The organism is Paracoccus litorisediminis, from assembly GCF_009711205.1.
In the GTDB taxonomy this organism is placed as follows: Bacteria; Pseudomonadota; Alphaproteobacteria; order Rhodobacterales; family Rhodobacteraceae; genus Paracoccus; species Paracoccus litorisediminis.
Window position 1 is genome coordinate 45,669 of the sequence record NZ_WMIG01000004.1, and the last position, 12,038, is coordinate 57,706.

Annotated in this window: 14 protein-coding genes; 10 read left to right on the forward strand and 4 right to left on the reverse strand. The window is 65.1% G+C overall.

Annotated elements, in window-relative coordinates; translation table 11 throughout:
* Positions 1 to 44: 44 nt before the first annotated feature.
* Entirely contained in the window at positions 45 to 1,580 is a 1,536-nt protein-coding gene (locus GL300_RS10235; protein ID WP_155039540.1) for an ATP-dependent DNA helicase, read from the forward strand.
* On the opposite strand, the gene GL300_RS10240 is transcribed toward GL300_RS10235, so the two are convergent.
* Together GL300_RS10240 and GL300_RS10245 are read right to left on the reverse strand one after the other, a co-directional pair.
* On the reverse strand, positions 1,577 to 2,401 hold the full coding sequence (locus tag GL300_RS10240) for an EcsC family protein (RefSeq protein WP_155039541.1): 825 nt from the start codon (positions 2,399 to 2,401) through the stop codon (positions 1,577 to 1,579). The genes GL300_RS10235 and GL300_RS10240 overlap by 4 nt on opposite strands.
* A 107-nt stretch (positions 2,402 to 2,508) precedes the next feature.
* Positions 2,509 to 3,084: a GNAT family N-acetyltransferase gene (locus GL300_RS10245; protein ID WP_155039542.1), complete on the reverse strand. Its 576-nt coding sequence runs from the start codon at positions 3,082 to 3,084 to the stop codon at positions 2,509 to 2,511.
* A gap of 241 nt (positions 3,085 to 3,325) precedes the next feature.
* Between GL300_RS10245 and GL300_RS10250 the strand changes: the two genes are divergently transcribed.
* The 8 genes from GL300_RS10250 to GL300_RS10285 all read left to right on the forward strand — a co-directional run bounded on the left by GL300_RS10250 (position 3,326) and on the right by GL300_RS10285 (position 8,178).
* The gene (locus GL300_RS10250) at positions 3,326 to 3,922 is read left to right on the forward strand and encodes a flavin reductase family protein (RefSeq protein ID WP_155039543.1); all 597 of its coding nucleotides are present in this window, start codon (positions 3,326 to 3,328) and stop codon (positions 3,920 to 3,922) included.
* Positions 3,922 to 4,482, forward strand: coding sequence for an adenine phosphoribosyltransferase (locus tag GL300_RS10255; RefSeq protein WP_155039544.1), 561 nt, complete (start codon positions 3,922 to 3,924; stop codon positions 4,480 to 4,482). Before GL300_RS10250 ends, GL300_RS10255 begins: the two co-directional genes overlap by 1 nt.
* Before the next feature lie 37 nt (positions 4,483 to 4,519).
* On the forward strand, positions 4,520 to 5,470 hold the full coding sequence (gene ispH, locus GL300_RS10260) for a 4-hydroxy-3-methylbut-2-enyl diphosphate reductase (protein ID WP_170297654.1): 951 nt from the start codon (positions 4,520 to 4,522) through the stop codon (positions 5,468 to 5,470).
* Between the two features lie 113 nt (positions 5,471 to 5,583).
* Positions 5,584 to 5,919, forward strand: a complete 336-nt coding sequence (locus GL300_RS10265) for a DUF1330 domain-containing protein (protein ID WP_155039546.1) — start codon at positions 5,584 to 5,586, stop codon at positions 5,917 to 5,919.
* Between the two features lie 109 nt (positions 5,920 to 6,028).
* A complete protein-coding gene (locus tag GL300_RS10270; RefSeq protein WP_155039547.1) occupies positions 6,029 to 6,358 on the forward strand; it encodes a DUF1330 domain-containing protein in 330 nt (109 codons plus the stop codon).
* Between the two features lie 115 nt (positions 6,359 to 6,473).
* Positions 6,474 to 7,079 (forward strand): glutathione S-transferase family protein, encoded by a 606-nt coding sequence (locus tag GL300_RS10275; RefSeq protein ID WP_155039548.1) that lies wholly within the window; start codon positions 6,474 to 6,476, stop codon positions 7,077 to 7,079.
* The gene (gene rnhA, locus GL300_RS10280; protein ID WP_155039549.1) at positions 7,076 to 7,543 is read left to right on the forward strand and encodes a ribonuclease HI; all 468 of its coding nucleotides are present in this window, start codon (positions 7,076 to 7,078) and stop codon (positions 7,541 to 7,543) included. Before GL300_RS10275 ends, rnhA begins: the two co-directional genes overlap by 4 nt.
* Positions 7,540 to 8,178 (forward strand): trimeric intracellular cation channel family protein, encoded by a 639-nt coding sequence (locus tag GL300_RS10285; protein WP_343042982.1) that lies wholly within the window; start codon positions 7,540 to 7,542, stop codon positions 8,176 to 8,178. The genes rnhA and GL300_RS10285 overlap by 4 nt, the downstream gene beginning before the upstream one ends.
* Here the strand turns inward: GL300_RS10285 and GL300_RS10290 are convergent.
* Together GL300_RS10290 and GL300_RS10295 are read right to left on the reverse strand one after the other, a co-directional pair.
* Entirely contained in the window at positions 8,175 to 8,498 is a 324-nt protein-coding gene (locus GL300_RS10290; RefSeq protein ID WP_155039550.1) for a VOC family protein, read from the reverse strand. The two genes, GL300_RS10285 and GL300_RS10290, sit on opposite strands and share 4 nt — an antisense overlap.
* Positions 8,499 to 8,544: 46 nt before the next feature.
* The gene (locus GL300_RS10295) at positions 8,545 to 8,949 is read right to left on the reverse strand and encodes a group III truncated hemoglobin (RefSeq protein ID WP_155039551.1); all 405 of its coding nucleotides are present in this window, start codon (positions 8,947 to 8,949) and stop codon (positions 8,545 to 8,547) included.
* A gap of 194 nt (positions 8,950 to 9,143) precedes the next feature.
* Between GL300_RS10295 and ileS the strand changes: the two genes are divergently transcribed.
* A complete protein-coding gene (ileS, locus tag GL300_RS10300; RefSeq protein WP_155039552.1) occupies positions 9,144 to 12,038 on the forward strand; it encodes an isoleucine--tRNA ligase in 2,895 nt (964 codons plus the stop codon).

The following is a 12,038-nucleotide window of genomic DNA, read 5'->3' on the forward strand; positions in this document are numbered from 1 at the left end:
GGAAACGGACTTTCGGCTCTGGACACGAGCGGATACAAGGTCGCATGACCCTGCCCACCCTTTCCCACGATCAGGCCGAAGCCTGGGACACGCTGGCCGCGATGCTTGAGGAATCGGGCGTCGATCTGGTTTCCGAGGAGGTCGTCCCCGCCACGCCCGGCAAGGGGCGCGTCATGGCGGTGATCGGCAAGGCCGGGTCAGGCAAGACCCTGCTGCTGGCGGAACTGACCAAGGCGCTGAAGGCAGCCGGGGTCGATATCGTCTCGGGCGATTACGAAGGCCGCAAGCGCAAGGAACGGCGCACCGTCGCGATTTTGGCGCCGACCAACAAGGCCGCGTTCGTGCTGCGCATGCGCGGCGTGCCCGCAACGACCATCCACCGCATCCTTTACACCCCGGTCTACGACCCGGATTACGAACGCATTGCCGACTGGCTGACCGGCGTGGGTGAGCGTCCGCAGGTCGAGGGCGTGATCGAGGGGCTGACCGATGCCGCGCTGGACCGCGCCCATGCCTTTTACCAGCAGCACGCCTCGATCCCCGGAGCGCTGGCTGCCGCCGGGCTGCGCGGCTCGGATTTCATTCAGGGCTGGAAGCGGCGCGAGGACGGGCTGGATATCGGGCTGATCGACGAGGCCTCGATGCTGGATGAGCGCCAGTTCGAGGACCTGCGCGAGATCTTTCCAATCCTTGTCCTGTTCGGCGATCCGGCCCAGCTGGCACCCGTCGGACAGTCAGGCGAAATGGTCTTTGACAAGCTGGCGAAATCCCAGCGGTTGGAACTGTCGCGCATCCATCGCCAGACCGACGACAGCCCGATCCTTGATCTGGCCCATGCGCTGGCCGATCCCGATGTCGACTTCCCGACCTTCGAACGTTTGGTGCAGGACGCCGCCCGCCGCGACGACCGCGTGATCTGGGCCGAACGGGTCGAAAGCGACCTGATGGCGCTTAGCCCGGTTCTGGTCTGGCGCAACATCACCCGCGTCAAGCTGATCCAGGCCTTTCGTTCGGCCTATGGCGCGCCGGGTGATGCGTTGCTGCCCGGTGAGCCGCTGATCTGCGACGGGCTGGAACTGCCCCTGAAGCATCGCAAGAAGCGCATCGACCTTGAGGCGCGCGGGCTGATCAAGGGGGCGCAGGTCATCTATCTGGGACCGGGTCGCAAACCGGGCTTCTCGCGCCTGCATGTTGTGGGAGCCGAGGACCCGCGCCTGTCGGCCGCCTCGATCGTCAAGATCGAGATCCCCGATGTCGAGGAACCCTTCATCCCCTTTGCCGCGCGCATGGGGGCAACATTTCTGCATGGCGCTGCGGTGACCATCCACAAGGCGCAGGGGTCGCAATGGCCGGATGTGCAGGTCTTTGCCCCGGATATTTCCGCCGCCGCATGGTCGGGCCGAACCGAGGCGGGCGTGCCTTTGTGGAAGCGGCTGACCTATGTGGCGATCACCCGCGCGCAGGAACGGCTGCATTGGATCGTACGGTCACGCCTTGCCCGGCCCAGCGCGCCACTGGGTATTGACCATCTGGACACTGGGCCAGTCGCCTTGCAACTGGAAGCCGAGACCGAGGACTAGGCCTCGGCCCGGCGCAGCTGCTTGCGGGTCGAGCCGGGGCGGATCTGCTCCATGCGCAGAAGCAGCGCCTCGACCACGGATTCGCGCGGCAGTCCGGTTTCCTGCGAGATGCGCAGCAGCCCGAAATTCACCCGCGCGATTTCCTGATAGTAGCGGGTGAAGCTATAGTTGATTGCCGCCCCCGCCACCGCGCCCAGTACCGGCACAGCCTGCGCCGCGAATTTCTGCGCGAGCGAGGTCGACAGCTTTGGCGCAACCCGTGCGATCAGCGTCTGTACCGTCTGGCCGGTAATGGTCATGCGGGCAGTGAGCAGGCCCAGATCGGCGGCATCATCCGCCGCCAGCGGCCCCGCCGCGGCAAAGACCTGCAACGCCTCGCGCCGGGCAATGTCGCTGTCGGGATCAAAGCCATGTTCAGCCGCGATATCCATGATCGCACGCAGCAGCAGCGTCACCGTCACCGGCAATTCCAGCGTCGCCCCGGCGACACCGGCCAGACCGCCGACCGCGCCGGATGTGGTCGACAGCATCCGGTTGAACCAATCGCCACGCTCGGTCAACACGCCGCGCGACCGCGAGGCCGCGTCAAAGGCGCGGTTCAGCGCGGCATAGGTCAGCCGGTCCATCCGCGAGCGGACGGGCTTGGGCAGGCGGTCGATCAGCCCTTCGGCCTTGCCGCCGATGGCGCTGAGCAGCTCCATGCCGATGCCGCCTGCATTCAGGTAGCGCCGCGCCAGCCGGTCGATCTCGGCGTGGACGGTCGGATCGGTAATCGGCGGCAGCACCGCCTGACGGGTCGGGACTGGGGAATGATCGGTCATCCTGAGGACACTTGGCCTTTCCTGTTCGCCCGCAATCGGCGGGCCATGATGAAACATATAGGAACCGATTGGTTCAGTTTCATCGACCTGCGGCATCCCGGCGGATTTCAGCGCTTGGCAGAGCCGTCCATCTCAACGCAGGTCTGGCTTTCGGGGGGATCGCGGCGGATCTCGGCCAGACCGGCCGCGACATCGCCGCCGGTTTCACGGCTGACATGGCCTTCGACCCCCAGCCATGCGCCATCGACCAGATCCAGTCCCAGCACCCGGTCGGGGTTGGTGGGGGGCGGCATCTCGACGCGTTCCAGCTTGGAAAAGCCAAAGCGGCGGTAATAGGGCAGATCGCCGACCAGCATCACCCGCGCCCAACCCAGTTCGCGCGCCCGACCAAGGCTTTCGCGCATCAACAGCCCGCCCAGACCCTCGCCCTGCGTGGTCGGGTGAACCGAGACCGGCCCCAGCAGCAGCGCGGGCTTGTCCCCCACCCGCACCGGCCAGTAGCGGATCGCCCCCAGCAGCACCCCCGACCCGTCCCGCAGGACAAGGCACAGCGCCTCGACCGGGGGCACGCCGTCTCGCAGCCGATACGAGGACAGGGCGGTCCGGCCCGGTGCAAAGCACAGGTCCATCAGCGCCTCGACTTCGGGCGTGTCATTGGGAGTTTCGGGGCAGAGTTCGTACATTGAGTCTCCCGATTCACTGCGCGCGCATGCGTGTTGGGGGCGGTGTTTCGCGGCCCCCTAACATGCATGCGCGCGCGCGAAAACATCCCAAGTCCGGCAGCGCGCAAAAAGTTGCCCGGCGCGCGGCAGGACCCGTGCCGTTGGGGTCATGCTTGACGGGAAACTGCCGGGCAGGCACAGCGTTCCCATAGTCGCGTGACGTAAGCGCGACACCCGACACCCCCGGATGCGAGGCTGCACGATGTTCTATCGACCCGAGGCTGGCCATGGCCTGCCCCATAACCCGCTGAATGCCATCGTGGCCCCCCGGCCGATCGGCTGGGTCTCGACCCGCGGCCATCTGGGCGACAATCTGGCCCCCTATTCCTTCTTCAACCTGACGGCCTATACGCCGCCGCAGGTGATGTTCGCTTCGACCTCGCAGAAGCCCGACCGTCCGGGCACCAAGGACAGCGTGGCCCAGATCGCCGAGACACGGGTGTTTTGCGTCAACATCGCCGATGGCGCGATGCGCGATCAGGTCAATGCCAGCTCGGCCGCGCTGCCCGCCGGAGCCAACGAGTTCGAGACCGCCGGGATCGAGGCCGCCGAATGCGAGACCATCGACTGCCCGCGCGTCCTGCGCGCCGCCGCCTCGCTTGAATGCCGCATGACCCGGATCATCCGCCTTGCCGGCGAGGCCAATGTCATGGTGCTGGGCGTCGTCACCGGCATCCACATGCGCGAGGACTGCATCGTGAATGGCCGCTTCGACCTGCGTCGCCACGGCTGGTTGTCCCGGCTTGGCTACAAGGATTATACGGCCACGACTGAAACTTTCGAAATGGAGCGCCCCTGATGGAAAAACCGGCCAAGCGCAGCCGAGACACCCGCGAGGTCCGCGACTATATCCGCACGATCGTGGACTTCCCCAAGGAAGGCATCATCTTTCGCGACGTGACCACGCTTTTCGCCGATGCGCGCGGTTTCCGCATGGCCGTGGACCAGCTGCTGGCACCCTATGCGGGCGAGCCGATCAACAAGGTCGTGGGGCTTGAGGCGCGTGGCTTCATCCTTGGCGGCGCGGTGGCGCATCAGCTGTCGGTGGGCTTCGTGCCGATCCGCAAAAAGGGCAAGCTGCCCGGCGCGGTGCTCAGCCAGGCCTATGCGCTGGAATATGGCGAGGCAGTGGTAGAAATCCACGACGACGCGCTGAAGCCCGGCGACCGGGTGCTGATCGTCGACGACCTGCTGGCCACGGGCGGCACGGCCGCGGCGGGGATCTCGCTTTGCGAGCGCCTTGGGGCCGAGGTGATCGGCTGTGCCTTTGTCATCGACCTGCCGGAACTGGGCGGGCGCAAGCTGCTTGAGGATCTGGGTCACGAAGTCCACGCCCTGACCGCCTTCGACGGCGCCTGATCTTGCGGCGCGCGGGACGGATGGCTAGGTGATGAGCATGGACAAGAAACCGCCTTTGACCCTGTACCTTGCCGCCCCGCGCGGTTTCTGCGCGGGCGTGGACCGCGCGATCAAGATCGTCGAGATGGCGCTGCAGAAATGGGGCGCCCCCGTCTATGTCCGCCACGAGATCGTGCATAACAAGTTCGTCGTGGACAGCCTGCGCGACAAGGGCGCGGTCTTTGTCGAGGAACTGGACGAGTGCCCGACGGACCGTCCGGTGATCTTTTCCGCCCACGGCGTCCCCAAAGCCGTCCCGGCCGAGGCTAAGCGCCGCGAGATGGTCTATGTCGACGCGACCTGCCCCCTTGTCAGCAAGGTCCATGTCGAGGCCGAACGCCACCATGCCGCTGGTCTGCAGATGGTGATGATCGGCCATGCCGGTCACCCCGAGGTGCTGGGCACCATGGGCCAATTGCCCGAGGGCGAGGTTTTGCTGGTCGAGACGGTTGAGGATGTTGCAGGCATCACGCCCCGCGATCCGGCGCGTCTGGCCTTCATCACCCAAACCACGCTGTCGGTCGATGACACCGCCGCCATCGTCGTGGCCCTGAATACCCGCTTCCCGGCCATTGTCGGTCCGGCCAAGGAAGACATCTGCTACGCCACCACCAACCGCCAGGCCTCGGTCAAGGCGATTGCGGGGCGGATCGATGCGCTGTTCGTGATCGGCGCGCCCAACAGTTCTAACTCGCGCCGTCTGGTTGAGGTGGGTTCCGCGGCAGGCTGCGCCTATTCCCAGCTTGTCATGCGCGCCGACCAGATCGACTGGCGGGCCATCGAAGGCGCGCGTGCCGTCGGCGTCACCGCAGGTGCCAGCGCCCCCGAGGTTCTGGTCGATGAGGTCGTCGACGCCTTCCGCGACCGCTACGAGGTGACGGTGGAACTGGTCGAGACGGCCCGCGAAAACGTCGAGTTCAAGGTTCCCCGCGTATTACGCGAGGCGTAAGCCTCGGCACGCTGCCCCATCGGTCAGATAGGACGCCTTGGCTGCGTTCTGCTATTCTGACCGCGTCGGCTGCGGCCAAGCGGGTCGCAGCCCCTTGGGTGGAGTGATCCGACATGACCGTCTATCTGATCGCAGAACTGAAGGTGACTGACGAGGCATGGCTGCCCGACTATGTCGTGCGTGTCCATGAGATCGCCGCGCGCCATAACGGCCGCTACCTGTCGCGCAGCACCAATATCGAGACGCTCGAAGGCGAACCGCGCGACGTGACCGGGATCGCGCTGCTGGAATTCCCCTCACGCGATGACGTGCTGGCCCTGATGAGTGACCCGGAATACGTCCCCTATGGCGAGGCGAGGCGCAGGGGCTCGATCTGCCATTACCGCCTGATCGACGATACCGACATTGCGGGGGCGATCCCTTATCTGACGAAACCGGACATCGCCTGAATCTTCGGCGCATTGTCCGATTGCCCGTTTCAGATTCCGCCGCTTATGCTGGCGGCGCTGACCGGGGCCGGGCTGGCCACGGCAGAGGCTCGAGGGAGGAGACCCCAGAATGACCGTCTTTCTGATCGCCGAAGTGAAAGTCACCGACGATGCCTGGATTCCCGATTACGCCGCGCGGGTCCATGACATCGCGGCGCGCCATAACGGCCGCTACCTGTCGCGCAGCGGCAATATCGAGACGCTGGAAGGCGAGGCCACCGATGAGACCCTGATCGCGCTGATCCAGTTTCCATCCCGCGAGGATGCGCTGGCCTTTACCAGCGACCCCGAATACCTGCCTTTTGGCAAGGCGCGGCAGGATGGCTCGGTCAGCCATTTCCGCCTGATCGACGATACCGACATTGCCGGGGCCATCCCCTATCTGAACAAGCCCTCCTGAGATTGCAGGGCGGTCGGTTGCATCCCGCTTGCACTGGCCGCCCCCGGACTTCCCGCCTATAGTGCCCGCCATATGACCCGCAGGGGTTTGGTGATTTCAGTAGTCGGATCGAAAAATGCGTCTTTATTCAATGCCTTCTTCGGGAAACAGCTACAAGGTGCGGCTGCTTCTGTCGCTTTTGGGCCGGGACTGCCCGACCTTTGACGTCGAATATGAGACCACCGCGCTGGACACGGCCAAGGCCGAGGGCCGCCTGCCCTTTGGCAAGGCCCCGGTGCTGGAACTGGACGATGGCCGCCTGCTGCCGGAATCGAATGCGATCCTGAACTGGCTGGGCGAAGGCACGGATTTCGTCCCCGCCGATCCCTTCACCCGCGCCGAGATGCTCAGCTGGATGTTTTGGGAACAGAACCAGCATGAGGGCGTCGTCGCGGTCCGCGCCGCGCTGCTCTACTATCCCCAGCGCCGCCATCTGGCCACGCCCGAACGTCTGGCCGAGCTGTTGGATCGCGGCCATGCGCTGCTGCAGGTCATGGAGGATCGTCTGGCCGCACAGGACTGGCTGGTCGGGGACAAGGCATCGGTCGCGGATATCTGCCTTTACGGCTATACCTGCACGGCGGGGACGCGTGGCGGCTTCGACATGTCGCGCTTCCCGGCGATCAACGCTTGGCTTGACCGCATCGCCGCCCTGCCCGGCTACAAGGCGCTGGACGCATGAACGCGCTTTTCGCCTGGACCGACGGGGCATGTAGCGGCAATCCCGGCCCCGGCGGCTGGGGCGTGCTGATGCGCGCCATGGACGGGGACGCGATCCTGAAGGAACGCGAACTGTCCGGCGGCGAGGGCGACACCACCAATAACCGCATGGAGTTGATGGCGGCGATTTCCGCGCTGGAGGTGCTGACCCGCCCCAGCGAGATCACCATCACCACCGACAGCGCCTATGTGAAAAACGGCGTGACCCAGTGGATTCACGGCTGGAAGCGCAATGGCTGGCGCACCGCCGACCGCAAGCCGGTCAAGAATGTCGAGCTGTGGCAGCGTCTGGACGCGGCTCAGGCCCGCCATCAGGTGCGCTGGGAATGGATCAAGGGCCATGCCGGCCATCCTGAAAATGAGCGCGCCGATGAATTGGCCCGCGCCGGAATGGCCCCCTACAAGCCCGCAAAGGCCGCCGGGTGAGTCCCGAGGACGCCGTTCCTTTCCTTGATTACGCCAGCGTGCTGGTCTTTGCCCTGACCGGAGCGCTGGTCGCCAGCCGCGCGCAGCTTGATCTGGTCGGTTTCATCTTCTTCGCGACGCTGACCGGCATCGGCGGCGGCACGCTGCGCGACCTGCTGCTGGGTCAGGACCCGGTCTTTTGGGTCGGGCGGCCGGGATTGCTGGTGCTGACCTCGCTGGCCGCGGTGCTGGTGTTTTTCACCGCGCATCTGTTCGAAAGCCGCTACAGCCTTATCCTGTGGCTGGACGCGCTGGCACTGGCCGTAGCGGTCCCCGCCGGGGTCGATGTCGCGATCGGGGCCGGAGCAGGACCGATCGTCACGGTTGCCATGGGGATCATCACGGGCACTTTCGGCGGCATGGCTCGCGATACCGTCGCCAATGAATTGCCACTGATCCTGAAACAGGGCGAGCTTTACGTCACCGCGACATTCGGCGGCGCGGTCGTCGCCGTCGTGCTGATCGGCATCGGCTGCCCCGGAGTATGGGCGCTGATCGCCTGCGGCGTCACGGTTTTCGCGCTGCGGGCAGGCAGCATGCTGCTGGGCTGGAACCTGCCCACCTATCGCCCCCGCCCGCCCAGGAACAAGGGCTAGGCTTCCGACCAGACCGCCATCTCGGTCCCGCCGGGTTCGCGGAACTGAAAACGCCGCCCGCCGGGAAAGCTGAAGATTGGCTTGGTGATTTCCGCCCCGGCTGAGCTGACCTGCGCCAATGCGGCCTCAAGATCCTCGGCCTTCAGGATGACCAGCGGCGGGGCCAGCGGTGCAGCCGCGATCCCGCCCGAGACACCGGCATCCGCCAGTTCCTGATATTCAGGACCGTAATCGTTGAAGCTCCAGCCAAAGGCGCGGCTGAAGAAATCCTTGGTGGCGGCGATGTCGGGGGAACTGAATTCCAGATAGTCGATCTGCATGGCAGCCTCCGGGTTTGTTCCCGTTTTGTTTACGCCTTGCGCGGGTTCAACGCAAGATCGGAGGACGCCCGCCCGGCGCAGGGCGCATATTCTCGACCCCCATGCGCAGACCGGCACCGATGCGATGGGCCAGATCGGACCAAGCCGCTGCAACGTCTGCGGGCAGGGTCCGGCGCAGGGTCTCGTCAAACAGCATCAGCCAGTCGGCGAAATGCGGCGGCTCGACATTGCCGGCGCGCATATGCGCCTGCATCGGGCTGCCGTCATAGCTGCGCTCATACAGGATGGCATTGCGCCAGAAGGCGGCAATCTTGGCCTCATGCGTGGGCCAGTCGGCGACATGGGCGGCAAAGACCGGGCCAAGCACCTCGTGCCGGCGGATGGCTGCGTAGAACACCGCGACGACGCGGTCGATATCTTCGGCAGAGACGGGAAAGCGCGCTGGGATCATTGCCGGGATATGGGCCGGGCGCGCGCGGGGTGCAAGTGGCCGGTTCGTCGCGCTTGCAGGGGCCGCACCCGTTTCCTATAACCCGGCGCATGTTCAGCATGGGCCGGATCTTTCGAATTATCCGCCCGGCGGCGTAGGGGTTCCTCGCCGTCGGGTTATCTACGCCTGCCCTCCACCCGAAGGATCCCCGCCAGATGAGCGAAACGACCTCGACCGCGCCCGACTATCGCGACACCGTCTTCCTGCCCCAGACCGACTTCCCCATGCGTGCGGGCCTGCCCCAGCGCGAGCCGGAATGGCTGGACCGCTGGGAGCGCATGGGCATTTATGACCGCCTGCGCACCAAGAAGGGTCGCGCGCCCTTCATCCTGCATGACGGCCCTCCTTATGCGAACGGCCATCTGCATATCGGCCACGCGCTGAACAAAGTGCTGAAAGACTTCATCACCCGCAGCCAGCAGATGATGGGCCGCGACGCCCGCTATGTGCCGGGCTGGGACTGCCACGGCCTGCCGATCGAATGGAAGATCGAGGAACAGTACCGCCTGCAGCAAAAGAACAAGGACGACGTCGATGTCGTCGAGTTCCGTCAGGAATGCCGCAAATTCGCCGAAGGCTGGGTGGAAACCCAGCGCGAGGAATTCAAGCGCCTTGGCATCATCGGCAAGTGGGAAGACCCCTACCTGACGATGAACTACCACGCCGAAGCCGTGATCGCGGCCGAGTTCATGAAGCTTCTGATGAACGGCGCGCTGTATCAGGGCTCCAAGCCCGTGATGTGGTCGCCGGTCGAGAAAACCGCCTTGGCCGAAGCCGAGGTCGAATATCACGACCATACCAGCCACACGATCTGGGTGCGGTTTGCGGCGCAAGGCGCGCTGGACGGGGCCTCGGTGGTGATCTGGACCACGACCCCTTGGACCATCCCGCAGAACCGCGCCGTCGCCTATAATCCGACCATCGCCTATGGCCTATACGAGGTCGGCGCTGTGCCGGAGAACGCCACCGCCAAGACCGGCGAGAAGCTGGTTCTGGCCGATGCGCTGGCCGAGGGCGTGATGAAATCCGCCAAGGTCGAGGGCTTCACCCGTCTGCGCGACGTCACCGCCGCCGAGATGGAAGGCGTGCTGCTGGCGCACCCGTTCCGCGGCGTCGAGAACGGTGCCGCCGAATGGGATTACGACGTTCCTCTGCTGCCGGGCGACCATGTCACCGAGGATGCGGGCACGGGCTTTGTCCATACCGCCCCCAGCCACGGCGACGACGACTATCAGCTTGGCCTGAAATTCGGCCTGCCGATGACCTATAACGTCGAACCCGATGGCAGCTACCGCGCCGATCTGCCGCTGTTTGGTGGTCAGGCCATCCTGACGCCGGAAGGCGCGGAAGGCCCGGCCAATGTCAGCGTCATCAAGCAACTCGCCTATTCGGGCGCGCTGCTGGCCAAGGGCAAGGTCAAGCACAGCTACCCGCATAGCTGGCGCTCGAAAGCGCCGCTGATCTATCGCAACACCCCGCAATGGTTCGCCTCGATCGACAAGGCGCTGACCGATGGCATGGGCGAATATGGCGACACGATCCGCGCGCGGGCTCTGGCCTCGATCGACCGGCTGGTGAAATGGACGCCGCAGACCGGACGCAACCGCCTGTTCTCGATGATCGAGAACCGCCCCGACTGGGTGCTGTCGCGTCAACGCGCTTGGGGCGTGCCGCTGAGCTGCTTCGTCAAGAAAGGCGCGCGCCCGGACGATGCCGACTTCCTGCTACGCGATCAGCGCGTCAATGACCGCATCATCGAAGCTTTCGAGAAAGACGGCGCAGATGTCTGGTATCACGCCGATTTCAAGGCGAAGATGCTGGACGGCGTGGCTGATCCCGAGGCCTATGATCAAGTCATGGATGTGCTGGATGTCTGGTTTGATTCCGGCTCGACCCATGCTTTCGTGATCCGCGACCGGGCTGACGGCTCGCCCGACGGCATCGCGGACCTGTATCTGGAAGGCACCGACCAGCATCGCGGCTGGTTCCATTCCTCGCTGCTGCAAGCCTGCGCGACCAAGGGCCGCGCGCCTTACAAGGGCGTGCTGACCCACGGCTTCACGCTGGACGAAAAGGGCATGAAAATGTCCAAGTCGCTGGGGAATACCGTCGCACCTGCCGATATCATCAAGGAATATGGCGCGGATATCCTGCGTCTTTGGGTGGCGCAGTCCGACTACACCACCGACCTGCGCATCGGTAAGGAAATCCTGAAGGGCACCGCCGACAGCTATCGCCGCCTGCGCAATACGCTGCGCTTCGTCCTTGGCAACCTTGACGGCTTCGACGCCGCCGAGCGTGTCGAGGTCAAGGACATGCCCGAACTGGAACAGTGGGTGCTGCACCGTCTGGCGCAGATCGACCACCAGCTGCGCAAGGGTTACGACGCCTATGACTTCCAAGGCGTCTTCCAGACCGTGTTCCAGTTCGCGACCGTGGACCTGTCGAGCTTCTATTTCGACATCCGCAAGGACGCGCTTTACTGCGACGCGACGGACAGCCTGCGCCGCCGCTCGGCCCGCACGGTGCTGGATATCCTGTTCCAGCGTCTGGTGACCTGGCTTGCGCCGATCCTGCCCTTCACCATGGAAGATGTCTGGCTGAGCCGTAATCCCTCGGATGACGACTCGGTCCATCTGCACGACTTCCCCGTGACGCCCGCCGACTGGCTGAACGAACCGCTGGCCCGCAAATGGGAGGCGATCCGCCGCACCCGTCGCGCCGTCACCGCCGCGCTGGAAATCAAGCGCACCGACAAGGTGATCGGCGCCAGCCTTGAGGCTGCTCCGGTCGTCCATATCGAGGATGCCGAAGTGCTGAAGGCGCTGAAATCGGTCGATTTCGCCGATATCTGCATCACCTCGGACCTGAGCCTGACTGCTGACCCAGCTCCGAACGAGGCCTTCCGCCTGCCCGATGTCGCGGGCGTCGGCGTGGTCTTCGAAGCGGCCGAGGGCGAGAAATGCGAGCGCTGCTGGAAGATCCTGCCCGATGTCGGCACGCATGATCATGCCGGCACCTGCGAGCGCTGCGACTCGGCCCTGAGCTGA

Coding starts and splice junctions, on each gene's coding strand:
- GL300_RS10235 (WP_155039540.1), top strand. CDS start 45: ATGACCCTGCCCACCCTTTCCCACGATCAGGCCGAAGCCTGGGACACG.
- GL300_RS10240 (WP_155039541.1), bottom strand. CDS start 2,401: ATGACCGATCATTCCCCAGTCCCGACCCGTCAGGCGGTGCTGCCGCCG.
- GL300_RS10245 (WP_155039542.1), bottom strand. CDS start 3,084: ATGTACGAACTCTGCCCCGAAACTCCCAATGACACGCCCGAAGTCGAG.
- GL300_RS10250 (WP_155039543.1), top strand. CDS start 3,326: ATGTTCTATCGACCCGAGGCTGGCCATGGCCTGCCCCATAACCCGCTG.
- GL300_RS10255 (WP_155039544.1), top strand. CDS start 3,922: ATGGAAAAACCGGCCAAGCGCAGCCGAGACACCCGCGAGGTCCGCGAC.
- ispH (WP_170297654.1), top strand. CDS start 4,520: ATGGACAAGAAACCGCCTTTGACCCTGTACCTTGCCGCCCCGCGCGGT.
- GL300_RS10265 (WP_155039546.1), top strand. CDS start 5,584: ATGACCGTCTATCTGATCGCAGAACTGAAGGTGACTGACGAGGCATGG.
- GL300_RS10270 (WP_155039547.1), top strand. CDS start 6,029: ATGACCGTCTTTCTGATCGCCGAAGTGAAAGTCACCGACGATGCCTGG.
- GL300_RS10275 (WP_155039548.1), top strand. CDS start 6,474: ATGCGTCTTTATTCAATGCCTTCTTCGGGAAACAGCTACAAGGTGCGG.
- rnhA (WP_155039549.1), top strand. CDS start 7,076: ATGAACGCGCTTTTCGCCTGGACCGACGGGGCATGTAGCGGCAATCCC.
- GL300_RS10290 (WP_155039550.1), bottom strand. CDS start 8,498: ATGCAGATCGACTATCTGGAATTCAGTTCCCCCGACATCGCCGCCACC.
- GL300_RS10295 (WP_155039551.1), bottom strand. CDS start 8,949: ATGATCCCAGCGCGCTTTCCCGTCTCTGCCGAAGATATCGACCGCGTC.
- ileS (WP_155039552.1), top strand. CDS start 9,144: ATGAGCGAAACGACCTCGACCGCGCCCGACTATCGCGACACCGTCTTC.